General features: G+C 71.4%; 22 protein-coding genes. 13 read left to right on the top strand and 9 right to left on the bottom strand.

From position 1 onward, the window contains the following. Positions 1-516, bottom strand: a complete 516-nt coding sequence (locus OG439_RS25565; RefSeq protein WP_326943381.1) for a hypothetical protein — start codon at positions 514-516, stop codon at positions 1-3. Positions 517-626: 110 nt separating this feature from the next. Beyond that, a complete protein-coding gene (locus OG439_RS25560) occupies positions 627-893 on the bottom strand; it encodes a hypothetical protein (protein WP_247055308.1) in 267 nt (88 codons plus the stop codon). A 355-nt stretch (positions 894-1248) separates the two neighbouring features. On the opposite strand from OG439_RS25560, the gene OG439_RS25555 reads away from it, so the two are divergent. Next, positions 1249-2319, top strand: a complete 1071-nt coding sequence (locus OG439_RS25555) for a helix-turn-helix transcriptional regulator (protein WP_326943380.1) — start codon at positions 1249-1251, stop codon at positions 2317-2319. Beyond that, positions 2316-3479 (top strand): hypothetical protein, encoded by a 1164-nt coding sequence (locus OG439_RS25550; RefSeq protein WP_326943379.1) that lies wholly within the window; start codon positions 2316-2318, stop codon positions 3477-3479. The genes OG439_RS25555 and OG439_RS25550 overlap by 4 nt, the downstream gene beginning before the upstream one ends. On the opposite strand, the gene OG439_RS25545 is transcribed toward OG439_RS25550, so the two are convergent. The 3 genes from OG439_RS25545 to OG439_RS25535 form a co-directional block, all read right to left on the bottom strand. Continuing rightward, complete coding sequence (locus OG439_RS25545) at positions 3427-3981, bottom strand: GNAT family N-acetyltransferase (protein WP_326943378.1); 555 nt, start codon at positions 3979-3981, stop codon at positions 3427-3429. The two genes, OG439_RS25550 and OG439_RS25545, sit on opposite strands and share 53 nt — an antisense overlap. Before the next feature lie 111 nt (positions 3982-4092). Then, the gene (locus OG439_RS25540; protein WP_326943377.1) at positions 4093-6039 is read right to left on the bottom strand and encodes a glycosyltransferase family 39 protein; all 1947 of its coding nucleotides are present in this window, start codon (positions 6037-6039) and stop codon (positions 4093-4095) included. Between the two features lie 4 nt (positions 6040-6043). Beyond that, entirely contained in the window at positions 6044-7606 is a 1563-nt protein-coding gene (locus OG439_RS25535; protein WP_326943376.1) for a sensor histidine kinase, read from the bottom strand. A gap of 190 nt (positions 7607-7796) precedes the next feature. Between OG439_RS25535 and OG439_RS25530 the strand changes: the two genes are divergently transcribed. Then, on the top strand, positions 7797-8408 hold the full coding sequence (locus OG439_RS25530) for a hypothetical protein (RefSeq protein WP_326943375.1): 612 nt from the start codon (positions 7797-7799) through the stop codon (positions 8406-8408). Between the two features lie 15 nt (positions 8409-8423). Here OG439_RS25530 and OG439_RS25525 read toward each other — a convergent pair whose 3' ends face one another. Next, positions 8424-10514: a fatty acid desaturase gene (locus OG439_RS25525; RefSeq protein ID WP_326943374.1), complete on the bottom strand. Its 2091-nt coding sequence runs from the start codon at positions 10512-10514 to the stop codon at positions 8424-8426. 138 nt (positions 10515-10652) lie between these two features. Between OG439_RS25525 and OG439_RS25520 the strand changes: the two genes are divergently transcribed. From OG439_RS25520 to OG439_RS25490, 7 genes are all read left to right on the top strand, one after another. Then, positions 10653-11243, top strand: coding sequence for a TetR/AcrR family transcriptional regulator (locus OG439_RS25520; protein ID WP_326943373.1), 591 nt, complete (start codon positions 10653-10655; stop codon positions 11241-11243). Between the two features lie 129 nt (positions 11244-11372). Next, positions 11373-12764, top strand: coding sequence for a trigger factor (gene tig / locus OG439_RS25515; protein WP_326943372.1), 1392 nt, complete (start codon positions 11373-11375; stop codon positions 12762-12764). 138 nt (positions 12765-12902) lie between these two features. Continuing rightward, positions 12903-13508 carry a ClpP family protease gene (locus tag OG439_RS25510; protein ID WP_326943371.1) on the top strand — a complete coding sequence of 202 codons (606 nt, stop codon included), beginning with the start codon at positions 12903-12905 and terminating at the stop codon, positions 13506-13508. Between the two features lie 28 nt (positions 13509-13536). Next, the gene (locus OG439_RS25505) at positions 13537-14190 is read left to right on the top strand and encodes an ATP-dependent Clp protease proteolytic subunit (protein ID WP_326943370.1); all 654 of its coding nucleotides are present in this window, start codon (positions 13537-13539) and stop codon (positions 14188-14190) included. Between the two features lie 231 nt (positions 14191-14421). Then, positions 14422-15717 carry an ATP-dependent Clp protease ATP-binding subunit ClpX gene (clpX, locus tag OG439_RS25500; RefSeq protein WP_247055283.1) on the top strand — a complete coding sequence of 432 codons (1296 nt, stop codon included), beginning with the start codon at positions 14422-14424 and terminating at the stop codon, positions 15715-15717. Positions 15718-15816: 99 nt separating this feature from the next. After that, positions 15817-16185: a hypothetical protein gene (locus OG439_RS25495; RefSeq protein WP_326943369.1), complete on the top strand. Its 369-nt coding sequence runs from the start codon at positions 15817-15819 to the stop codon at positions 16183-16185. Between the two features lie 56 nt (positions 16186-16241). After that, entirely contained in the window at positions 16242-17162 is a 921-nt protein-coding gene (locus tag OG439_RS25490; protein WP_326943368.1) for an anti-sigma factor RsbA family regulatory protein, read from the top strand. 28 nt (positions 17163-17190) lie between these two features. On the opposite strand, the gene OG439_RS25485 is transcribed toward OG439_RS25490, so the two are convergent. Beyond that, on the bottom strand, positions 17191-18111 hold the full coding sequence (locus tag OG439_RS25485; RefSeq protein ID WP_326951614.1) for an alpha/beta hydrolase: 921 nt from the start codon (positions 18109-18111) through the stop codon (positions 17191-17193). A 446-nt stretch (positions 18112-18557) separates the two neighbouring features. Continuing rightward, entirely contained in the window at positions 18558-19265 is a 708-nt protein-coding gene (locus tag OG439_RS25480; protein WP_326943367.1) for a TetR/AcrR family transcriptional regulator, read from the bottom strand. A 73-nt stretch (positions 19266-19338) separates the two neighbouring features. On the opposite strand from OG439_RS25480, the gene OG439_RS25475 reads away from it, so the two are divergent. Then, the gene (locus OG439_RS25475) at positions 19339-20781 is read left to right on the top strand and encodes a carotenoid oxygenase family protein (RefSeq protein WP_326943366.1); all 1443 of its coding nucleotides are present in this window, start codon (positions 19339-19341) and stop codon (positions 20779-20781) included. Between the two features lie 21 nt (positions 20782-20802). Here OG439_RS25475 and fdhD read toward each other — a convergent pair whose 3' ends face one another. After that, the gene (gene fdhD / locus OG439_RS25470) at positions 20803-21627 is read right to left on the bottom strand and encodes a formate dehydrogenase accessory sulfurtransferase FdhD (protein ID WP_326943365.1); all 825 of its coding nucleotides are present in this window, start codon (positions 21625-21627) and stop codon (positions 20803-20805) included. A gap of 103 nt (positions 21628-21730) precedes the next feature. Here fdhD and OG439_RS25465 point away from each other — a divergent pair, with 103 nt between their 5' ends. Then, positions 21731-23086 (top strand): L-lactate MFS transporter, encoded by a 1356-nt coding sequence (locus OG439_RS25465; RefSeq protein ID WP_326943364.1) that lies wholly within the window; start codon positions 21731-21733, stop codon positions 23084-23086. Next, complete coding sequence (locus OG439_RS25460; RefSeq protein ID WP_326943363.1) at positions 23086-23211, top strand: MFS transporter small subunit; 126 nt, start codon at positions 23086-23088, stop codon at positions 23209-23211. The genes OG439_RS25465 and OG439_RS25460 overlap by 1 nt, the downstream gene beginning before the upstream one ends. Positions 23212-23291 lie beyond the last annotated feature (80 nt).

Raw genomic sequence — 23291 nt, 5'->3', positions numbered from 1 at the left:
TCAGCTGTGCGCCCGCAACGGGACCACGTTGCTCGGCAGCACCGCGCGTCCCGGCTCGTGGTGGGCTTCGGTCGGGCTGATCGTCAGCGTCACCAGGCTCGCGAACCGCGGGTGCCGGTCGACGTACACCTCGGGGACGTCGCAGGCCGCCGCGAGGATCCGGTGGTGCCGGTGGAGGTGCTCGAACGCCTCGCGGCCGTAGAGCGAGACCACGATGTCGCCGGCGCGGGGGCGGGTCCACAGGATCGCCGGGCGGTGGCCGCCGGGCAGGCGCAGCGACGGGAACGCCGCGCGCAGCCGGTGCTGCACCACCACCGCGCGGATCCGGGTCCGCACGTGCCGGCGTCGCAGCAGGGCCAGTGCCAGGACGGCCGCCAGCGTCCCCGACGCCCACGCCGGGCCGGCCCAGAGGCCGAACATCGCCAGGCCGTAGGGGAGGAGCGTCACGGCGAGCAGCTCCCACCGCCAGTGGTACACGCGCATCGGGAACGGCGAATGTGCCTGCTGTGTCGTCATTTCCTTGCTCCTTCCGGTCGGTCGGCGACGGAGGAGGCCGCCGAGGTGGCGCACGAGACGTCCGGCGGCGATGACCAGCACGAGTGCCGTGACGATCACCGGCCCGGGGGTCATGTCGGAATCCGCGTCTTCGCGGCGGGCTCGGGCCGCAGGTCGCGGTCGCGGCCGAGCAGCCAGGTCCAGCGCCAGCCCGCCCAGATCGCGGCGACGGAGCCCAGCAGGATCAGCACGAAAGCCTGGCCCACCAGCCCGTCGAGCGGGGCCAGCCGGAGCAGGACGAGCAAGGCCCAGACCTGCGAAGCGGTGAAGGGGATGACGAGCCCGGCGGCGAAGACGCCCCGGCGCCAGCGGCTGCGCGGCGTGGTGGTGGGGTCCATGAAAAGCCCTCCTCTGCGGTGGATCCAGGAAACCTCCGGCTCGTCCCGGCTCGTGTGCCAGCTGACTCACAAGGCGGGATTCGTTCGCGAAACTCGACGTCCGCCCAGGCGGCGGAAGGTGACCGACCGCGCTGGACCAGTTATTCAGTGAAGTTCAGTAAATTCGACTGTAAGGTCTGGATTTGACTGTAGCAACGGAGGAGAATCGGACGTTACCGCTTCGCTGCACAGTAAAGCCCCGGCTGCTCACGCTTCGGTCCCGGCTGCGGCGGGTCGACGGCAGGCGCTGGGCCATTCGTGGGTACAATTGTGCCCCTGCTCACGCCACTGAAATTTACTGAAGGGCGGCGGAGTCGTGTCCCCAGCCGAGTCGCGCCGTCCTGCGCTCGCCCGGCGCCTGCGCGCGCTGCGGGAAGAGCAGTGGCCCGAGCTGGGAATCACTCAGGCGCAGATCGCCCACGCGATCGGTGGGAGCAGGCCGCTCAGCATTTCGCTCATCTCCTCCTGGGAGAACGCCGAAAAGCCCATCGCCCCGCCGGTCCGGCGGCTGGACGCCTACGCCACGCTGTTCGCCACGCCGCGTTCGGTCAACGGCGAAACCGTGCGGGTGCTCCCACTCGACCAGCTGACGGACGAGGAGCGCGACCGGCACGACGAGCTGCTCGGGGAGCTGCTGTCGCTGCGCGACGGGCGTGACCGCGCGGCCGAACCGGTGCCCGACATCTGGAGCTTCCCGGAGAACGAGGACGTCACCATCGTCTGCGCCCAGCTGCCGACGGAGTACCGGCAGCACCTGACCTACGCCGACCCGGACAGCGCGGACTTCGTCTCGCTCTACACCTACGCCGACCCGGACGCCCTGATCGAGCTGTTCGGGCACATCCGGTCGGTCAACCCGCAGCACCAGGTCAGCTTCCACACCACGGCGGAGCTGACCCCCGACGACTACACGACCCACCTGGTCCTGCTCGGTGGCGTCGACTGGAACACCGTGACCCGCGACGTCATCGAACGCGTCGACCTCCCGGTGGAGCAGGTAGTCCGTGCCGACGAGGCACCGACCAGCGAACCTGGCGGCTTCCGAGTGCGACGAGACGGCGGGTCGGAGCTCTTCCCGCCCCAGTTGGACAGCGAAGGTCACCTGTTGCAAGACGTGGCACATTTCTACCGGGGGGTGAGCCCGTTCAACCGAAAGCGCACCGTAACCGTGTGCAACGGTATGTACGGTCGTGGCACCCTCGGCGCGGTTCGCGCCCTCACCGACGTCAAGTTCCGGGACCGGAACAGCGGTTTCGTGCGGGACCGGTTCGGCGGCGCGAAGTCGTTCAGCATCATCAGCCGGGTGCAGGTCGTCGCCGGCAAGGGCCTGACCCCGGACTGGACCGTGGCGGACAACCGGCTGCACGAGTGGCCGGAAGCCGCGTGACCGCGCGGCAACACCAGTCGCACCAAGACCTCCTGGTCCACGTCGATGCCGCGGCCGCGCCCCGGGCGGCGCTGGACGCGGTCATCGTGCCCAACGGCCGGACGGCTCCCTACCTGCGGCAGGCCATCGCGGCGGCCAAGGAGCGCGACGTCCTCCTGCTCGTGCTGAGCAGCATGCGCGGCGATGCTTCCAGCGCGGCTTTGGAGGCGAAACGGGCCGGCGTCCGGGTCGCGGCCATCGACATCGACGACGTGCCCCGCCGGGTCGTGCCCGAGTTCGCCACCGACAAGCTGCTCCGCCTCCACAAGTTCGATCGGCGGGTCGACACCAGCCGCAAGCGGAACCTCGGTCTGCTCATCGCGGTCCTCGCCGGGTGGCAGCGGATCCTCTTCCTCGACGACGACATCGTGCTGCCCGACCCCGCGGACGTCTCCGCGGCGGCCGGGCTGCTCGGCGAGCACGCGGTCGTCGGGCTGGCCAACTCCGGGATGCCGGACAACTCCGTGGTGTGCCACGCGCTTCGCGACATCGGGGCCGCGCAGAAGACGTTCATCGGCGGCGGCGCGCTCGTGGTCGGCGAACGGGCGTTCGGCTCGTTCTTCCCCAACATCTACAACGAGGACTGGTTCTTCCTGCTGGACGGCTTGCGGCTGCGGCCGTCGGCCGTCACCGGAACGGCGATCCAGCACCCCTACGACCCGTACCGGGACGCCCGCCGCGCCCGTGGTGAAGAACTGGGCGACACCCTCGCCGAAGGGGTGTACGGCCTGCTGGACAACGGTCTCGGCCTCGCGGACGCCGACGAGAAGTACTGGCGTGAGTTCCTGCCGGACCGGCGGCGGATCATCAGCACGACCATCGAGCAGGTGCTGGCGTCGGCGATCGAGCCGGCGCAGAAGGCCCGGATGGTCGCCGCGCTGAAGGCCGCGATCGGGCGCAGCCACCTGATCACGCCGGAGCTGTGCGTGGCGTACTTGCGGGCCTGGCAAACGGATTGCGCGCGGTGGCGCAAGCACATCGGCCGGTACCCGCGCGGCATCGGCGTCGACGGCGCGCTCGCCGCCCTGCAGATCGGTCACCTGGTCCAGCCGGGCGTCGACGGGCGGATCAGTGCCGGGGCGAAGCGCCGATCCGCGTCTCCGTTCTTGGCGCGGGCGTGACCGGCACGAGGTCCTTGACCAGCACGCAACAGCGTTCCGGTTCGTGGAGAACACGGCCGTCCGGCTGGGTCGTCCGCGCGTAGCAGACGACCTCGCCGTGGCCCCAATCCTCGTAGCCGAGGCGGCGGTACAAGCGCGCCGCCGCCGGGTTGTCCGTGCGGACCGCCAGGGCCACCCGCTCGTGGCCGTGCTCCCGCAGGTGTCCCTCCACCGCGGCGACCAGCGTCCGGCCCACGCCCCGGTCGCGCAGCTCGTGGTGCACCTGCAGGTGGGTGAGCAGGGCGACGCCCGGCAGGTGACGGCGGATCGGGTACTCCTCGGCCTCCTCCAGCCACAGGTAGACCTCGCCCGCCGGGCGGTAGCGGAGCCAGGCCACGAACAGCATCCCGAGGCCTTTTCGCTGCCGGTCGAAGCGGTCGATGAGGAATTCGCGGTCACCGAGGGCTACGGCGAAGGGTTCCAGGTCCGCTGAGCGAGCCGGCCGTACGCAAGGCTCGGTCATCGGCTGGGACTCCTGTTCGCCCGGGGCACCACCAGTGTGCCGGAGGCACCGGCGCCCTGACCAGGTTGCCCGACGCGGCCGCGGCGTCACACCCTGCTTTCGTCGGGTTGCTCAGGCGGTCAGGTCGTAGACCGTCACTCCGTCCACAGTGGACGCCTGGTAGGTCGACGCCACCCAGTCGGCGATCTGCTGGGCCGCGTCCGAGCCGCTGCTGCCCTGCATCGTCATGCCTTCGCCGAGGAAGTAGTGGATCCGGCCGCTCGCCACGTACTGCTGGAACTGTGCCAGCGTCGGGTACGGGTCCGTGCCGTTGAAGCCGCCCACCGCCATCACCGGGGCGCCGCTCGCCAGCTGGTAGCCCGCGGCTGCGTTCGACAGCACCGTGGCCGCCGTCCACATGTACTTCGCGGTGTCCTGCTTCAGCAACGCCGTGAGCTGGGCGCCCGGCAGCGTCGTGGTCAGCAGGGAGCCCGGGCCGCCGCCGCGTCCGCCACCGCCGAAGCCGCCGGGAGCGCCGCCCGGGCCGCCGCCGAAACCGCCGCCGCGGCCGCCGAAGCCCGACGTGGGGCCGGCCGACGGGATCGCGCCGCTGTGTGTGGTCGCCGCCGTGGCCAGGGTGTACGCGCCCGTGCCGGCCAGCAGCACCACCAGGGCCAAGGCCGCGACCGAGGACGCCGCCCAGCGGGTCAGGTGGGCCGCGAAGAACAGGCCCACTGCCGCCAGGAGACCACCGACCAGCACCGTCGGGGCCAGCCACGGCTGCCACGTCGAGTCCGAAAGCAGCAAGTACGTCGTGACCGCCGTCAACGCCACGCCGCCGCTGAGCAGGCCCGAGGCCGACGGCCGCGAGCGCAGGCGCCACAGCTGGACCGCCGCCGTGCCGACCAGCGCCGCGATCGCCGGGGCCAGTGCCACGGTGTAGTACGGGTGGATGATGCCGCCCATGTAGCTGAACACCAGGGCCGTCACCAGGAACCAGCCGCCCCAGACGATCAGGGCCGCCCGCGAGCGGTCCGTGCGCGGTGCGCGGCGGGTGAACCACAGGCCCGCGCCCAGCGCCAGCAGCGCGGCGGGGATCAGCCAGGCGATGCCGCCCGCCATCTCGCTGCCGAACAACCGGGTCAGGCCGGTCGAGCCCCAGCCGCGGCCGGCACCGCCGCCGACGCTGCCCACCTCGTCGCCCGTGATGCGGCCGAAGCCGTTGTAGCCGAAGACCAATTCCCACAGCGAGTTCGTCTGCGAGCCGCCGATGAACGGCCGGTCCGCCGCCGGCCACAGCGCGACGACGACCAGGTACCAGCCCGCGGCGACGATCGTCGCGCCCAGTGCGCCCAGCAGGTGCAGCAGCCGCTTGCCGAGCGGCACCGGCGCGGCCACCAGGTACGCCACCGCGAACGCGGGCAGCACCAGGAACGCCTGCAGCATCTTCGCCAGGAACCCGAAACCGACCGCGACACCGGCCAGGGCCAGCCAGCCGGGGCCCGCCTTCTCGAGCGCGCGGACGACGCAGTACGCGGCCGCGACGAGCAGCAGCACGAGCAGCGCGTCCGGGTTGTTGAACCGGAACATCAGCGCCGCCGCCGGGGTCAGCGCCAGCACCAGCCCGGCGACCAGGCCCGCGGCCGGGCCGGACGTGCGCTTCACCGTCGCGTACAGCAGCCAGACCGAGCCGACGCCCATCAGCGCCTGCGGCACCAGCACGCTCCACGCGCTCACGCCGAACACCCGCGTCGAGAGCCCCAGCACCCACAGCGCGGCCGGGGTCTTGTCGACGGTGATCGCGTTCGCCGCGTCGCTCGAGCCGAAGAACAGCGCCTTCCAGCTCTGCGAACCCGCCTGCGCGGCCGCCGAGTAGAAGGCGTTGGCCCAGCCGGACGCGCCGAGGCCCCACAGGTAGAGCACCGCCGTCGCCAGCAGCAGCCCGGCCAGCGCGGGCCGTTGCCAAGCGGGACGTGCGGGTGCGCCGGTTTCGCGCGACGCGATACCGGCTTCGTTTCGGGGGCTACGGGTGGCGGAGCCCCCGGCCCGGGGCGAAGCCCCGGATGTCACTGCGGTCATGAGATCAGCTTCCGGTGCCCAGCTGGGGCCGGGTTGTGCCGATGCTGTGCACGCGCTGTGCAGGAACGGCCACCGGGAGGCGCACCGCGAACTCCGTCCGGCCGGGGCGGCTGTGCACCTCGATCGAGCCGTGGTGGGCGACGACGACGGCGGACGCGATCGCCAGCCCGAGACCGGTGCTGCCGGCCTGGCGCGAGCGCGACGTGTCGCCGCGGGCGAACCGGTCGAAGACGTCCGGGAGCAGGTCGGGGTTGATGCCGGGGCCGTCGTCGGTCACCGTCACGACGGCGCTGCCGTCGGCGGAGCGGGCGAGCGCGGTCGTCACCGTGGTGCCGGGCGGGGTGTGCGTGCGGGCGTTGGCCAGCAGGTTCGCCAGGACCTGGTGCAGGCGCTGGACGTCGCCGTGCACGAGCACCGGGTCGGGCGGCAGCGCGAGCTGCCACCGGTGGTCGCGCCCGGCGACCCGCGCGTCGCCGACGGTGTCCGCGACGAGCCGCGTGAGGTCGACTTCGCGCACGTCCAGGGGCCGGCCGGCGTCGAGCCGGGCGAGCAGCAGCAGGTCCTCGACGAGCGTCGTCATCCGGACGGCCTCGGACTGGATCCGGGTCATCGAGTGGGCGACGTCCGGCGGCACCAGCGAGCTGCCGCGGGCCGCCAGCTCGGCGTACCCGCGGATCGCGGCCAGCGGGGTGCGCAGCTCGTGGCTGGCGTCCGCGACGAACTGGCGGACGCGCAGTTCGCTGTCGTGGCGGGCTTCGAGGGCCTGCGCGACGTGCCCGAGCATCAGGTTCAGCGCCGAGCCGACCTGACCGACCTCGGTCCGCGGGTCGGTTTCGGACTCCGGGACGCGGATGGACAGCGCCACCTGGCCGCGGTCCAGCGGCAGCTCGGTGACGCGCCCGGCGGTCGCCGCGACGCGCTCGAGCGGCCGCAGCGTGCGGCGGACCGCGAACGCGCCGAGGAACGCCGCGCCCAGCACGCCCGCGGCGGCGACGCCGAAGAGGATGAGCCCGACGGTCAGCAGGGTGTCGTTGACCGGCTTCATCGGCAGGCCGGTGACCACGACGTCGGCCGACCCGGTGACCGGCAGCGCCATCAGCCGGTACTCGCCGAGGTCGTCGAAGGAGACCGTGTGCGGCTTGCCGTCCGCGGGCACCGACAGCAGCACGCCCTGCTGGGCCGCGGACAGATGCAGCCGGTCCCCGTGCTCGGAAATGCTGTCGTCGTGCACCAGCGACTGCCCGGAGAAGGTGCCGCTGACCGTGCCGACGTTCTGCCCGAGCGGGTGCTCGCCCGTGCCCTGGTCCTGGGGCGGCGGCTGGCCCGGCAGGCCGTTCTGCCGCCCGGCGTTGCTCGCGAAGACCTGCGAGCGGGTGGCCGCGGCCGTCAGCTGCTGGTCGACCTGGCGGGTGAGGAACACGTCGAGCGCGAACTCGCTGACGACCCCGACGATCAGGCACACCACGGTGAGCAGCACGACCATCGAGCCGGTCAGCTTCGTGCGCAGCGAAAGCCGCCCCGGCCGGCCGGACCGGTGGGGGCGGGGCGTGAGGGTACGCGCGGCCATGGCTTCAGCGTCCGCCGCGGCCGTGTGCGCGGCTTGTGTGCTGCCTGTGAGGCGGCTGTGCGGTGATCGGCCCGGCGCGGGATGTCCGGTTCCTCCGGTCACAGGAACGGCTGACGGTCAGCACAGTGCGCACACAGCGTGGGGCCGGACTGTGGGTTGCGGCAACGCATCCCGTGAAGGAGCAACAACCATGACCACACCGCAGGCCCCGCAGCAGACACCGTCCACTTCGGACCCGGCGTGGGGTGCCGCGCCCGCCGCCCCGGACGGCGGCTGGGGCGGTGCGCCCGGCCCCGCGCGCCCGGCTTGGTCCACCGGCAAGAAGGTCGCCGCGGGGGCCGTCGCGGCCGTGATCGTGGCCGGCGGGGGAGCGGCGATCTGGGCCGCTTCGTCGTCCGCCACGACCGACAGCGCGGCCGGCCCGGGTGGCATGCAAGGCGGCCCGGGCGGGACCCAAGGCGGTCCCGGCGGCGCGGGCGGGCTGGGTTCGGCGCTGCACGGCGAGTACGTCTCTTCGGACGGGAACGGTGGCTACGTCACGAAGATCATGCAGACCGGCAAGGTGACGGCGCTGAGCGCGACGTCGCTGACCGCCCAGAGCGACGACGGCTTCTCGAAGACGTACACGATCACCTCGGCCCAGGCGACGGGCGTGGCGTCCGGCGACACGGTCACGGTGGTGGCCACGGAGTCGGGCACCACGGCGACGGCGACCGCGGTGACCGAAGGCACCACCGGCGCGGGACAGGGCCGGCAAGGGCAGCAGGGCCAGGGACAACAGGGGCAGCCGCCTGCGGGCTGACGCGCGTCCCGGGGGTCAGCGGTCGTAGTCGACCGCGACCTCCGGGGTCGTCGCGCGGGCGCGGCACGTCAGGATCCGGTCCACCGCGACGTCGTCCACCGTGAGGGCGTAGCGGACGTCCATGTCGACCTGGCCCTGCAGGAGCGTCGCCCGGCAGGTGCCGCACGCGCCGCCGGTGCACGAGTACGGCACCTCGAAGCCGGCCCGCAACGCCGCGTCCAGCACCGTTTCCCCGGCCCGCGCGGCGATCCGCGTCGTCGTGGCGCCCAGCGTCACGGTCACCTCGGCCGGGAAGCCCGCCGGGTCGCGCAGGGGCGCCGCGCCGCGGAAGAGTTCGAAGTGGACGTCCTCCTCCGGGACGTCCGCGTCGGCGAGCGTCCGCCGCGCCAGGTCGGTCAGGCCGCGCGGGCCGCACAGGAACCACTCGTCGACCTTCGCCGGGTGGAGCCGGTTCTGCAGCAGCGCGCGCAGCCGCGTGCCGTCGAGGCGGCCGCGCTGGTACCGCTCGTGGGAGATGGCCAGCGCCTCGCCGACCGTGTCGAAGTGCCGGACCGGCCGGTGCGTGTGCAGGTCCGGGTCGCGCTCGTCGGTGCGGTAGTGGACGACGTGCAGCCGGCCGCCGAACCCCTCCGCGAGCGTCGTCAGCTCCGCGGCGAAGAGCGTCGTCGCGCCGGAAGTGTTGACGTACAACAGGGTCGCCCGGCTGTGCGGCTCCGCCCGCAACGCGCTGACCACGATGGACAGCACCGGCGTGATGCCGCTGCCCGCGGCCAGCGCGACGTAGTGCGCGCTGCGCGCCGGGTCCGGGACGAGCGTGAAGCCGCCCGAAGGCGGGAGCACGTCGAGGAACTGCCCGGCTGTGAGCGCCGTGGTCGCGAAGCCGGAGAACGCGCCGCCCGGGCGTTTCTTCACCACGATCCGCAGGTCGCCCGAGCCGGCCGGGGCGCAGATCGAGTACGTCCGCCGCACCGGCTGCCCGTCCAGCACCGCGCGCACGGCGACGTGCTGCCCGGGCGTGAAGCGGTACTCCGCGGCCAGGTCCGGCGGGACGTCGAAGGTCACGGCGACGGCGTCGGCGGTCAGCGGGCGCACGTCGGCGACGCGCAGCCGGTGGAACCGGCTCGGTCCCGGGGGCGGCGGCGCGGGCGCGGGGGCGGCGTCGTCCGGCCCGCCGGTGAGGCCCGCCTCCGCCCGGTACTGCGCCGTCGTCAGGTCCCGGCCCCACACCGTGCTGATCGGGACGTCGCGGGCCAGGTAGGCCTCGCGGTTGTCGAGCCAGACCCGGCGGTACCGGTGGAACGGGACGGCCGGGTGCAGGTGGTGCACCAGGTGCAGGTTCTGCGCCAGCAGCACGGGCGTCAGCAGCCGGTCGAGGCCGACGCGCACGCGGGTGGTGCCGAACCGGCCGCGCGGTCCCGCGGCGGGCAGGCCGTGGTGCGGCAGCCAGCCGAACGCCCAGGCGAGCAGGCCGATACCGAGCCGTTGCGGCAGCAGGTAGACCAGCACCAGCTCCGGGCCGTGGCCGGCCGCGACGAGCGCGACCCCGGCGGACACGGCCACCGACAGCACCACCAGCGTCTCGGCCAGCTCGTGCGGCGGCCGGGCGCGCAGCCGCGAGACGTAGCAGCGCGCGTAGGAGACGTCGAGGGTCAGCCAGCGCAGCGGCAGCAGCCAGGCCGGCCCGCGTGACGTCCAGGCGTCCGGGTCGGCGCGGACCGACGCGTTCGTGTGCCGGTGGTGTTCACCGTGGACGTACCGCAGCGACGGGAACGACGCGTACGCCGCGACGAACAGGACGGCCAGCCGGCCGAGCGTTTCGTTGACCCAGGTGAGCTTCCCGGCCGAGTGGTGCGCCGATTCGTGCACCACGGTGTACATCGCGAAGGTGACGGCGGTGTTCAGCACCACGGTCACGACGGCCGGCACCAGCCCGGCCAGCAGCAGCCACGTCGACGCCACCCAGACCGCGAGGGCGCCGGCGAACAGCAGCACCGCGGGCACCGAGACGGTGGGCAGCGGGAGCCGGGGAGCGGGGACCGCGCGCGGGGACGGCCGTCCGCGCGCGGGCTCCAGGGAGCCGCGCGCCGGAGTGTCGACGACGGACATCGCACGGTCTCCTCGGTCGAGAAGCTCCTGGTGAGGCGGGAGTCACCGTAGACAACGCGCCGGACTTTGTAAACGGCGCGGCACGCTTCGAAAAAAGGTGCCGGCCTGGGCACCGGAACCGCTGGCTAAGATCGGCCTGTGAACGCCGTCACCCGCACCGCGCCGGCCAGCACCCGGGAGCGGTTGCTGGCCGCGGCGGCCGAGCTCACCACCACCGGCGGCTGGGCCGGCGTCACCATGGGCAAGCTGGCCGCGCACGCCGGCGTCAGCCGCCAGACCGTCTACAACGAACTCGGGTCCAAGGCCGAGCTCGCCGAGGCGCTGATGGCGCGCGAGACCGACCGCTTCGTCGAGCACGTCACCCGGATCGTCGACGCGCACCCCGGCCGGGCGCTCGACGGCGTCACCGCCGCCTTCCGGGAGACCCTCGAGACCGCCCGCGGCAACCCCCTGGTCGCCCTCGCGCTCGGCGGCCGGCCCGGCGGCCGCGACGACTTCCTCCCGCTGCTGACCTCCCGGCCCGAGGCCGTGCTCGGCCGGGCCGTCGACGCCGTGGCGGAGCTGTTCTCGAGCCGCTACCCCGAGGCCCCGCTGACCGCTTCCGAGTGGCCGGTCGCGGTCGAGGCCTTCGTGCGGCTGCTGCTTTCCCACCTGGTGCAGCCCAGCGGCTCGGTCGAGCACGCGAGCGGCCAGACGCGCTGGGTGATCGGCCGCATGCTGGGCGCGTGACGCCGCAGGTGGCCCCCGCCCGGGCGGCGCGGGCCACTGGCCTAGACTCGGACGTCCCGGTCTGACAGGTGACCGGGGGCATTTCCGCAGGATTGTCCACCACAATCGTTACCGCTCGAGGAGAAGACCTTGAAGAGCACCGTCGAGCAGCTGAGCCCGACGCGAGTCAAGATCAATGTCGAGGTGCCGTTCGACGAGCTCAAGCCGAACTTCGACCGCGCCTACCGCAAGATCGCCCAGCAGGTGCGCATCCCGGGCTTCCGGCCCGGCAAGGCGCCCGCTCGCGTCCTGGAAAGCCGGATCGGGCGTGGCCCGGTGCTCGACGAGGTCGTCAACGAGGCCATCCCGGCGAAGTACATCGAGGCGGTCCGCGAGAACGAGGTCCGCACGCTCGGGAACCCGGAGTTCGACGTCACGAAGCTCGAGGACCGCGACGTCCTCGAGTTCACCGCCGAGGTGGACGTGCGCCCGGAGATCGAGCTGCCCGACCTCGAAGGCTTCGCGGTCACCGTCGACGACGTCGAGCTGACCGACGCGGAGGTCGACGAGCAGCTCGACGAGCTGCGCGCCCGCTTCGGCACGCTGACCGGCGTGGAGCGCCCGGCCGAGACCGGCGACTTCGTCTCGATCGATCTGGCCGCGACCGTCGAGGGCGAAGCCGTCGAGGAGGCCGCCACCAGCGGGCTGTCCTACGAGATCGGCTCCGGCCAGCTCGTGGACGGCATCGACGAGGCGATCGTCGGCGCGAACGCCGGCGAGACCCGGTCGTTCACCACCGAGCTCGTCGCCGGCGACCACGCCGGCAAGGCGGCCGAGGTGACCGTGACCGTCCAGTCGGTCAAGCAGCGCGAGCTGCCGGAGGCCGACGACGAGTTCGCCCAGATGGCCAGCGAGTTCGACACGATCGACGAGCTGAAGACCGACCTTCGCGAGCGGCTCGCCCGCGTCAAGAAGATGCAGCAGGGCGTCCAGGCGCGCGACAAGGTGCTCGACGAGCTCCTCGAGCGCACCGAGGTGCCGATCCCGGAGAAGGTGCTCGACGCCGAGATCGAGAACCGCAAGCACGACGCCATCCACCCGTTCGACCACGACGAGGCCCAGTTCGCCCAGGCCCTCGAGGCCGAAGGCCGCACGCTGGAGGAGTTCGACGCGGAGACCCGCACCGAGTCGGAGAAGGCCGTCCGCACGCAGCTGCTGCTGGACACCATCGCCGACAAGGAAGAGGTCTCGGTCAACGACGGCGAGCTGACCGAGCGGATCATCTACCAGGCCCAGCGCTTCGGGATCAGCCCGGACGAGTACGTCCAGCGCGCCCAGCAGTCCGGCCAGCTGACCGCGATCTACGCCGACGTCCGCCGCGGCAAGGCGCTCGCCTCCGTGGTCCGGAAGGCGACCGTCACCGACGGTTCGGGTGCCGAGGTCGACCTCGCCGAGCTGTTCGGTGGCGAGGAACCGGCCGCCGATGCCGCAACCGAGGAGACGCCGGCCACCGAAGAGGCGGCGAAGACTCCCGCGGAGTGAAGCTGTGAGCGAACTTGGGCGGTGTCAGGCATTCTGCACCGCCCAAGTTCGTTAGGGTCGGTTGCAAGATCTCAAGCATCTGAAACGACAGCGGCGGTCGTCAGCACGAGACCGCCGTCGGCGAAAAGGCAGGCAGACGTGACGCAGCACACGCCCGAGGCGCGGACCGGAACCGCAGGGCTCACCCTCACCGACTCGGTGTTCGAGCGGTTGCTCCAGGAGCGCATCGTCGTCCTCGGTTCCGAGGTGAACGACGAGATCGCCAACCGGATCACCGCGCAGCTGTTGCTGCTCGACGCGGACGACGCCGAGTCCGACATCCGCTTCTACATCAACTCGCCGGGTGGTTCGGTCACGGCCGGGTTCGCGATCTACGACACCATGCAGCTCATCCGCCCGGACGTCGCGACCTACGCGATGGGCATGGCGGCCTCGATGGGGCAGTTCCTGCTCTCCTCGGGCACGCCGGGCAAGCGGTACTCGCTGCCCCACGCGCGGATCCTGATGCACCAGCCGTCGGCGGGCGTCGGCGGTACGGCCTCGGACATCGCGATCCAGGCCGACCTGTTCAACAAGTGGAAGCGCGAACTGGCCCAGATCACCGCGGACCAGACCGGGCAGACGGTCGAGCAGATCATCGCGGACGGCGACCGCGACCGCTGGTTCACCGCGCAGGAGGCGAAGGACTACGGGTTCGTCGACCACGTCCTCACCCGCGACATCGCCCGTCCGGCCTCGAACTGAGCGCGAAGTACACACAGGAGAGTCGATCATGAGCAACTTCAGGCTCCCGGGTGACTTCCGGGCTCCGTCCGTTCCCCAGTCGCGGTACATCCTCCCGTCGTACGTCGAGCGCACCAGCTACGGCGTCAAGGAGTCGAACCCGTACAACAAGCTGTACGAGGAGCGCGTCATCTTTCTCGGCGTGCAGGTGGACGACGCGTCGGCCAACGACGTGATGGCCCAGCTGCTGCACCTCGAGCACGAGGACCCGGACCGCGACATCCTGATCTACATCAACTCGCCGGGTGGCTCGTTCACCTCGCTGATGGCGATCTACGACACGATGCAGTTCGTCCGCCCGGACATCCAGACCTACTGCCTCGGCCAGGCCGCCTCCGCGGCCGCGGTGCTGCTGGGGGCCGGTACCCCAGGCAAGCGCTACGCGCTGCCCAACTCGCGGGTGCTGATCCACCAGCCCGCCACCGAGGGCACCTACGGCCAGGTCTCCGACCTGGAGATCCAGGCGAACGAGATCCAGCGGGTGCGGCGCCAGATGGAGGTCATCCTCGGCAAGCACACCGGCAAGGACCCGGATCAGATCCGCAAGGACATCGAGCGGGACAAGATCCTCACCGCCGAAGAGGCCAAGTCGTACGGCATCATCGACGAAGTGCTGCCGTACCGTAAGGCGTCGGCTCTGTAGATCCGCCAGGCCGGTGTGTGTCAGGAAGACGACATACACCGGCACTCTGGTTTAGGGTCGTCCTTCTGACGTGCTCCCGGTGCCCGTGGGTGTTCCCGCCCACGGCATCGGACGGGTACCGTCAGTGGCAATGCGTGAGGCTCCGCCCGGTCGCTCGCGGCCGGGGGGTCGCACCGTCGCAACACACGTCAGGCGCGGACAACCGCGCCGGAGGGGACGAGGTCAACGGCCATGGCACGGATCGGTGACGGCGGAGACCTGCTGAAGTGTTCTTTCTGCGGGAAGAGCCAAAAGCAGGTGAAGAAGCTCATTGCCGGCCCCGGGGTCTACATCTGCGATGAGTGCATCGACCTCTGCAATGAGATCATCGAGGAGGAGCTGGCCGAGGCCGGCGACGTCAAACTCGACGAGCTGCCCAAGCCCGCCGACATCCACGAGTTCCTCGAGCAGTACATCATCGGCCAGAACGACGCCAAGCGGACCCTCGCGGTAGCGGTCTACAACCACTACAAGCGGATCCAGGCGGACGACAAGGCCGGCCCCAAGGACTCCAAGGAGGAGTCCGTCGAGCTCGCCAAGTCGAACATCCTGATGCTCGGCCCCACCGGGTGCGGCAAGACCTACCTCGCCCAGACCCTGGCGAAGATGCTGAACGTCCCGTTCGCGATCGCGGACGCCACGGCGCTCACCGAGGCCGGGTACGTCGGCGAGGACGTCGAGAACATCCTGCTCAAGCTCATCCAGGCGGCGGACTACGACGTCAAGCGGGCCGAGACCGGGATCATCTACATCGACGAGGTCGACAAGATCGCCCGCAAGTCGGAGAACCCCTCGATCACGCGGGACGTCTCCGGCGAGGGTGTGCAGCAGGCACTGCTGAAGATCCTCGAAGGCACCACCGCCTCCGTCCCGCCGCAGGGCGGCCGGAAGCACCCGCACCAGGAGTTCATCCAGATCGACACGACGAACGTGCTGTTCATCGTGGCCGGTGCGTTCGCCGGGCTGGAGAAGATCATCAACGAGCGGGTCGGCAAGCGTGGCCTCGGCTTCGGCGCGGAGATCCGCACCAAGTCCGAGATCGAGGAGAGCGACGTCTTCTCGGACACCATGCCCGAGGACCTGATCAAGTTCGGGCTGATCCCGGAGTTCATCGGCCGGCTCCCGGTCGTGGCGACGGTCAGTCACCTGGACAAGGAATCGCTGGTCAGCATCCTCACCCAGCCGCGCAACGCCCTGGTGAAGCAGTACAAGAAGCTCTTCGAGATGGACAACGTCGAGCTCGAGTTCACCAAGACCGCGCTCGAAGCGATCGCCGACCAGGCGGTCCTGCGCGGGACCGGTGCCCGCGGGCTGCGCGCCATCATGGAAGAAGTGCTCCAGCCGGTGATGTACGACATCCCGAGCCGCGACGACGTGGCGAAGGTCGTCATCACCGAGCAGACCGTCCGGGAGAACGTGAACCCGACGATCGTCGCCCGGCAGCCGACTCGGCGCGCTCGCAGCGAGCGCGGCGAGAAGTCGGCCTGACCCGGGCGTCTCCGGGCACCCGGCCCGGAGACCCGACAGGAAAGCTGAATGACTGCTGACTCTTTCCCGGGTACCGGGGGTACGGCCCCTGGCGGAGGCGTGCAGGCACCGCCTCCGCCGGAGCCGTCCCCGGTGCTCGCCGGGGACGCTCCGGCCGGGAGGCCGCTCGGGTTCCGTGAGCTGAGCGAACGCGTGATCGCGTCCGCCTTCGAGCGGTACCGGTGGCTGAACCGCGTCCTGATGGGCGTGCTGGCCGTCTGCACCGGCACCTGCGTGGTGGCCGTGGTCGCCCGGCTGTCGCCGTTGCCCCTGATCCCGGTGCCGCTGTTCCTCGTCGCCGGCTACGGCCTCTGGCAGGCTCGCGGCGTCCGGGACCGGCGTCAGCTGTTCAGCTGGGTCCTCCTCTTCGGCCTCGCCACGATCGTGGGCTTCTGGCTCATCGCCGTCGTCGGCCGCTGGGTGGAGTGACCGGATTCCTCCGGCCGGTCCGTTTGAAGTTCACGGCGCCGGGGTAGCACCCTCCCGTGGTAGATGCCCTCAGCCCCTTTCGGCATCCGGCACTGTTCTACCGCGGTGACACTGAGTACTTGGACGGCGTCGTTCCGTTCCTCCTCGAAGGCCTCGACCGGGGCGAACCGGTCGCCGTCGCCGTTCCCGGCCGCAACCTCCTGCTCGCCGAGAAGGCCCTCGGCCCCCGTTCGGGCGAAGTCCGGCTGATCGACCTGCACCAAGCGGGCCGCAACCCCGGCGCGATCCTGCCGACCGTCCTGCTCGCCTTCGCGGGCGAGCACGTGGGCCCGGTGCGGATCGTGGTAGAGCCGATCTGGCCCGGCCGGACCGCCGCCGAGTACCCGGCGTGCGTGCTGCACGAAGCGCTCATCAACACGGCGTTCGCGGGGCGGGCCGTCGCGGTCCTCTGCCCGTACGACACGGCGGCGCTGGCCCCGGACGTCCTGGCCGACGCCGGCCGCACCCACCCGGAGCTGTGGAAGCCGACGGGCCGGTCGGTCAGCCCGCACTACGACCCCGACCGCGTCCGCGCCGACCTCACGCGACCCCTCGAGTCCCCGGCGGCCGCCATCGAGCGCGCGTTCGACGTGGGCCAGCTGGCGACGTTGCGCGGCTTCACGGAGATCTGGGCGGCCCGCCACGGCCTGCGCCGCCCGCGCCGGGACGACTTCGCGCTGGCGATCGCCGAGCTGACCACGAACAGCGTGCTCTACGGCGGCGGCACCGGCATCCTGCGGCTGTGGGCGGAGGACGAGCACGTCGTCGCGGAGGTCACCGACGACGGCACGATCACCGAACCGCTGGCCGGCCGCGTCCCACCCCCGGCCGCGACCCTCGGCGGCCGCGGGTTGCTGCTGGTCAACCGCCTGGCCGACCTGGTCCGCACGTACTGGGTCCCGGGCCGCACGACGACCCGGGTCCACTTCCGCTGCTGAAGGTCCCGGACGCTTTGGGTACGCGGGGTCAGGCGGTGGTGCGGGTGACGTGCTTGCCCAGGAAGCTGACCAGGCTGGGCACGACCGTCTTGTTGAACGTGTCCCCGTGCTTGCCGTGGGCCGTGTGGGCGACCGCCGGGTGGGCCGCGTCGACGTAGCGGCGGACGCCGGTGATGAACGAGTCCTCCGTGCCGCACCAGATGGCGTTCGGGACGCTCGCCGTCTCGGCGATGTGGCGCAGCGGGTCGAGGGACACCCAGTCCTCCATGCCCGTGAAGATGTGACGCTTCTCCATCTCCGGCCAGTTCGTGATGAGGGCCGGCGCCAGCGTGGCGACCGCCGCGGGCGGCTGGCGGCGCTCCACCCGGCGGCGGGTGTACAGCAGCGCGCCGAAGCCGCCCATCGAGACGCCCGTGCAGGCGAACGGCAGGCCGGTGTCACCCGCGAAGCCGCGCGCGCGGAGCCACTGGGGGACCTCTTCGAGCAGCATCGCCATCGGGTCGTCGTTCGGGTGCACCTGGTGCCAGTAGTTGTCGCCGCCGTCGACGGCCACGAAGCCGTACGCCGGGACGGCCTTGCGGGCGACGTCACTGGAGAGCTGCTTGAGCGTGCCGGTCGGGGCCGCGCTGCGGGCGTTGCCGTGCAGGCCGTGCAGCATCAGCGACATCGGCAGCCCGCGCGGCGGGGTCTTCGACGGCAGCAGGAACACCAGGTCGACCATCCGGCCGCGGGCCGCGGAGTAGACGCGCTCGACGCGCGTGCTGCCCAGCTGGGTCGTCGGGTTCGAGGACGCCACACCCAGCGCCCGCTGCAGGGCCTGGCTGAAGGGCAGCTTGCCGGTGGCGGTACCCGCGGCGAGACCGGCCACGGCCACCCCGGACGCCCCCGCGATCAGCACCGAACGGCGGCTCAGCCACCGCCGGGCATCCCGGACCGCAGCGCTCCCCAGCGTCGGCGGCGCCTCGACGCCCTCGTCGGCTCCGGCCGGCCCGGCAGGCGTGCGGTCATCTTCGCCGAGCGACGAAGCGGCGGCCGCGTGGTTGTGGAGGCCGTCGTCGAGGGGCGTCTCAGAGCCCGCCTCGGCCCCGGTACCTCCTGCCAGTCCGGCAACCGTGCGGTCGTCGTCGCCGAGCGGCGCTTCGGAGCCCGCCTCGGCCACCCCCGCCGAAGCGGCCACGTCGCCGCCGTCGCCGTGCGGTGCTCCAGAGCCCTCCCCGGCCCCGGAAACCTCCGCTCCGGGCCGCACACCACCCGCGGCCTGAGGCTCGGCCTCGGGCCGCTGCGCGTCGCCCCGGTCCCCGTCTTCCTCGTTCACCTGTCTCCGTCCCCCGCTTGCCACTTCCTAGGACGCCGCGCACCCGCTCCGCGTTCCCCCGCGTCCTGTCCTCCGCCGGGTTAGTCGTTCCCACCCTGCCCGGCGTTTCCGATCCGCGCGCGCCAAGCCGCTTTCGCGGCCTCGGACGAGCGTCCGGCCTGGTCCACAGTGTCCCCGAGTCCCACCGCGAGGGTGACGCCCAGGGGTATCAAGATGTGGTCTATACCCTGTTCGCCGGGCCCGAAGTGCCCGGACGCCTCCAATGTGACGAAACCGTGCAGTGCGCTCCACAACTGCGCCGCCGCCTGGTACTTGTCGGCCGGCCGGAACCGTCCGGCCTCGATGGCCCGTTCGGTCGCCCGGACGATGTGCTCGAACGCCTCCAGGCCCTCCTGCGCGGCTTCACGACCCTCTTCGGTGGTGAGGTCGGAGAGCGTCGCCCGCTTGCCGCCGGGTGCGCTCTGCCCGAACGTCACGGCGAACAGCTGCGGCTGCTCCGCGACGGCCTGCCGGTAGGTGCGGGCCAGGGAAAAGATGTCCGCCACCGGGTCGTCGGTCGCCGTGACCGCGCCCAGCCACGCGGACAGCCGCAGGAACCCCACCCGCGCCACCTCGTCGACCAGCGCCGCCATGCCCCCGAAGTGCGTGTAGACGGCCATCGTCGAGACGCCGACCTCCGCGGCCAGCTTGCGGGCCTGCAGCGCCTCGGGGCCGCCGTCGTCGAGCAGCCGGATGGCGGCGTCGACGAGCCGGTCCTTGACTTCGGTCGCGCGCGGTTTCGGGCTCATGCTTGCCAGTATCCCATAACCCTGTTATAAATGAAGCTATAACCGAGTTATGGCACGTTCTGAGGGGTCAGCCATGGGCACCAAGTTCCTCGAAGGCAACTTCGCCCCGGTCAGCCGGGAACACACGATCACCGAGCTGGCCGTCACGGGGTCGATCCCGGACTTCCTCGACGGCCGCTACCTGCGCAACGGCCCCAACCCGCTGTCCGAAGTGGACCCGGCGGCCTACCACTGGTTCATGGGCGACGGCATGGTCCACGGCGTCCGCCTGCGCGACGGCAAGGCCGAGTGGTACCGCAACCGCTGGGTCCGCAACCCGGCCGTCTCGGCGACGCTGGCCGGCGAGGACGCGAGCCGTTACTGCGGGCTGGACGCGCTCGGCGCCAACACCAACGTCATCGGGCACGCCGGCAAGACCCTCGCACTGGTCGAGGCGGGCGCGCCGATCTGGGAGCTGACCGACGAGCTCGACACCGCCGGCCGCTGCGACTTCGACGGCACGCTCCCGGGTGGCTACACCGCCCACCCGAAGCGCGACCCGCGCACCGGCGAGCTGCACGCCGTCTCGTACTTCTTCGGCATGGGCAACAAGGTCCAGTACTCCGTGATCGACGCCGCCGGGCGCGCCCGCCGCACGGTCGACGTCGAGGTCACCGGCTCGCCGATGATGCACGACTTCTCCCTGACCGAGCGGTACGTCGTGTTCTACGACCTGCCCGTGACGTTCAACGCCGAGATGGCCGTGGCCGCCAACGTGCCCAGCGCGCTGCGCATGCCCGCGAAACTGGTGCTCTCGGCCATGGTCGGCAAGGTGCGCGTGCCGGACCCGGTCTCCGCGATGATGGCCCGCAAGATCGGCGCGAACGGCGGCCTGCCCTACCGCTGGGACCCGAAGTACCCGGCGCGGATCGGCGTCATGCCGCGTGAAGGCGGCAACGGCGACGTCCGCTGGTTCGACGTCGAGCCCTGCTACGTCTTCCACCCGCTCAACGCCTACGACGACGGCGACGACATCGTCCTGGAGGTCGTCCGCCACCCGCGGATGTTCGACCGCGAGCTGCACGGCCCGGACGAGGGCGGCCCGACGCTGGACCGCTGGACCGTCGACCTCGCCGCCGGGAAGGTCATCGAGGAGCGCCTCGACGACCGCGGCCAGGAGTTCCCGCGCGTGGACGAGCGGCTCGTCGGCCGCCGCCACCGCTACGGCTACGCGATCGCCACGGACGGCGGCGCGACCCCGGCCGGCTCGCTGTTCAAGCACGACTTCCGGACCGGTTCGGCGCAGGAACGCGCGTTCGGCGGCGGACGTCAGCCCGGCGAGTTCGTGTTCGTCCCGTGCCACGACGACGCGGCCGAGGACGACGGCGTCCTGATCGGCTTCGTCTTCGACCCGGCGACGCAGCGCAGCGACCTGACCCTGCTCGACGCGGGGACGCTCGAGACGGTGGCCGCGGTCCACCTGCCGGACCGCGTGCCCCACGGCTTCCACGGCAACTGGGTGCCGGCCACGCCGTGAGGATCGCGCCGGCCGGTGTTCCTAGGTCAGGACCCGGTGGTCGCCGGTGTAGAGGTTCATCGACTCGCCGCGCAGGAAGCCGATGAGCGTCATGCCGTTCTCCTCGGCCAGTTCCACGGCCAGCGACGACGGCGCGGACACCGCGGCCAGCAAGCCGATCCCGGCCATCGCCGCTTTCTGCACCAGCTCGAAGGACACCCGCCCGGACACCAGCAGGCCGTGTCCGGGCGCGGGGATCCGGTCCGCCATGACGGCCCAGCCGAGCACCTTGTCGACCGCGTTGTGCCGGCCGACGTCCTCGCGGACGACGTCGATCCCGCCGTCCGGGGTGAACAGGGCCGCCGCGTGCAGCCCGCCGGTGCTGGCGAACACCTTCTGCTGCGCGCGCAACGCGTCCGGCAGCGTGGCGAGCGTCTCGCTCTTCACCGCGAAGGGGGCGTCGGCGGGGGAGAAGCGCGTCTTGAGCTTGACCGCGTCGAGCGCGGCCTTGCCGCAGACCCCGCACGAGGACGTCGTGTAGAAGTTGCGCTCGACGCCGACGTCCGGCGGTGGCACGCCGGCCGCCAGCGCGATGTCGAGGACGTTGTAGGTGTTGCGGCCCTGGTCGTCGACGCCGTCGCAGTAGCGGGCGACCGCGATGTCCTCGCGGCCGCCGATGACGCCTTCGGACAGCAGGAAGCCGTGGGCCAGTTCGACGTCGTGGCCCGGGGTGCGCATGGTCACCGACAGGGCGCGGCCGCCGACCCGCAGCTCGAGGGGTTCTTCGGCGGCCAGCGAGTCGGGACGCCGCCGGTCCCCGGTCGCGGTGATCCGCCGCACCGGCCGCCGCACGGTCACCCTGCCCATCGCTCGCACCCTTCGCCGCCGGAAAGTTTGACACTCGCATGGTGCAACACCGGGTATTTAGTAATACATTCCCTCCATCATCCCCACTCTACGGAGGGATCCGATGGCTCTCGGCTTCCTGGACCGTTCCCGGATCGTCGCACCCCCAGGCTGGACACGCTGGCTGGTGCCCCCGGCGGCCCTCTCGGTGCACCTGTCGATCGGGCAGGCCTACGCGTGGAGCGTCTTCAAGACCCCGCTCGAAAAGACGATGCACCTCACCGGCACGCAGAGTTCGCTGCCGTTCCAGCTCGGCATCGTCATGCTCGGGCTGTCCGCCGCGTTCGGCGGCACGCTCGTCGAGAAGAACGGCCCGCGCTGGGCCATGTTCGTCTCGATGTGCTGCTTCGCCACCGGATTCCTCGTCTCGGCACTCGGTGTCGCGACCGGGCAGTTCTGGCTCGTCGTCGTCGGATACGGCGCGATCGGCGGTGTCGGCCTCGGAATCGGCTACATCTCCCCGGTTTCGACGCTGATCAAGTGGTTCCCGGACCGGCCGGGCATGGCCACCGGCATCGCCATCATGGGCTTCGGCGGCGGTGCGCTGATCGCGTCGCCGTGGTCGTCGTCGATGATCGGCACCACGCCGACCACCGGCAGCATCGCGACGGCGTTCCTGATCCACGGCGTCGTCTACGCGGCGTTCATGTCGCTGGGCTGGCTGATCGTGCGGGTCCCGGCCGACGGCTGGAAGCCGGCGGGCTGGGAGCCGAAGACCGACCACGGCACGGCGATGATCTCCACCGCGAACGTCTCGGCGGCCAACGCCATCAAGACACCGCAGTTCTGGCTGCTGTGGGTGGTGCTGTGCTTCAACGTCACCGCGGGCATCGGGATCCTGGAGAAGGCGTCCCCGATGATCGTGGACTTCTTCAAGGGCACCTCGACGCCGGTCGGCGCGGCCGCGGCGGCCGGGTTCGTCGCGCTGCTGTCGCTGTGCAACATGCTCGGCCGGTTCGTCTGGTCGTCCACATCGGACGCCATCGGGCGCAAGAACATCTACCGCACCTACCTCGGTGTCGGCGCGGTGCTGTACCTGGTGATCGCGCTGACGTCGAATTCGTCGAAGCTCGTGTTCATCCTGTGCGCCATGGTGATCCTGTCGTTCTACGGCGGCGGGTTCGCGACGATCCCGGCGTACCTGAAGGACCTCTTCGGCACCTACCAGGTCGGCGCGATCCACGGCCGGCTGCTCACGGCGTGGTCGGTGGCCGGTGTGCTCGGCCCGCTGATCGTCAACGCCATCGCCGACAGCGAGAAGTCGGCCGGCAAGTCCGGCCCGGACCTCTACGCGACGTCGTTCTACATCATGATCGGCCTGCTGGTGGTCGGCTTCGTGGCCAACGAGCTGGTGCGGCCGGTGAAGGCGAAGTTCCACGAACCCGCCGCGGCGGGCGAGACCGCGAAGAGCGAGGCGTGATGAGCGAGCAGAAAACCGGGCCGAACCGCGTCCCGCTGATCGTGCTGGCCTGGGCGTGGGTCGTGCTGCCCTTCGCCTACGGCGTCTACGAGCTGTTCCTGAAACTGGTGCAGCTCTTCGGCTGACCGGCGTGCCCGGGACCACCGCGAGTGGTCCCGGGCACACTTTTGATGTCTTAATGTTGACATTAAGACATTATCGCTCC

Source organism: Amycolatopsis sp. NBC_01307, from assembly GCF_035975215.1.
GTDB lineage: Bacteria > Actinomycetota > Actinomycetes > Mycobacteriales > Pseudonocardiaceae > Amycolatopsis.
Note: the sequence above shows the minus strand (reverse complement) of the source record. Positions and strands in the feature narration are given on the sequence as shown.

Excerpts from the sequence above, each read along its gene's own strand:
- OG439_RS25560 (WP_247055308.1), bottom strand. The coding sequence starts at position 893 with ATGGACCCCACCACCACGCCGCGCAGCCGCTGGCGCCGGGGCGTCTTC.
- OG439_RS25530 (WP_326943375.1), top strand. The coding sequence starts at position 7,797 with ATGACCACACCGCAGGCCCCGCAGCAGACACCGTCCACTTCGGACCCG.
- OG439_RS25540 (WP_326943377.1), bottom strand. The coding sequence starts at position 6,039 with ATGACCGCAGTGACATCCGGGGCTTCGCCCCGGGCCGGGGGCTCCGCC.
- OG439_RS25525 (WP_326943374.1), bottom strand. The coding sequence starts at position 10,514 with ATGTCCGTCGTCGACACTCCGGCGCGCGGCTCCCTGGAGCCCGCGCGC.
- fdhD (WP_326943365.1), bottom strand. The coding sequence starts at position 21,627 with ATGGGCAGGGTGACCGTGCGGCGGCCGGTGCGGCGGATCACCGCGACC.
- OG439_RS25475 (WP_326943366.1), top strand. The coding sequence starts at position 19,339 with ATGGGCACCAAGTTCCTCGAAGGCAACTTCGCCCCGGTCAGCCGGGAA.
- OG439_RS25480 (WP_326943367.1), bottom strand. The coding sequence starts at position 19,265 with ATGAGCCCGAAACCGCGCGCGACCGAAGTCAAGGACCGGCTCGTCGAC.
- OG439_RS25565 (WP_326943381.1), bottom strand. The coding sequence starts at position 516 with ATGACGACACAGCAGGCACATTCGCCGTTCCCGATGCGCGTGTACCAC.
- OG439_RS25535 (WP_326943376.1), bottom strand. The coding sequence starts at position 7,606 with ATGGCCGCGCGTACCCTCACGCCCCGCCCCCACCGGTCCGGCCGGCCG.
- OG439_RS25505 (WP_326943370.1), top strand. The coding sequence starts at position 13,537 with ATGAGCAACTTCAGGCTCCCGGGTGACTTCCGGGCTCCGTCCGTTCCC.
- OG439_RS25465 (WP_326943364.1), top strand. The coding sequence starts at position 21,731 with ATGGCTCTCGGCTTCCTGGACCGTTCCCGGATCGTCGCACCCCCAGGC.
- OG439_RS25460 (WP_326943363.1), top strand. The coding sequence starts at position 23,086 with ATGAGCGAGCAGAAAACCGGGCCGAACCGCGTCCCGCTGATCGTGCTG.
- OG439_RS25545 (WP_326943378.1), bottom strand. The coding sequence starts at position 3,981 with ATGACCGAGCCTTGCGTACGGCCGGCTCGCTCAGCGGACCTGGAACCC.
- clpX (WP_247055283.1), top strand. The coding sequence starts at position 14,422 with ATGGCACGGATCGGTGACGGCGGAGACCTGCTGAAGTGTTCTTTCTGC.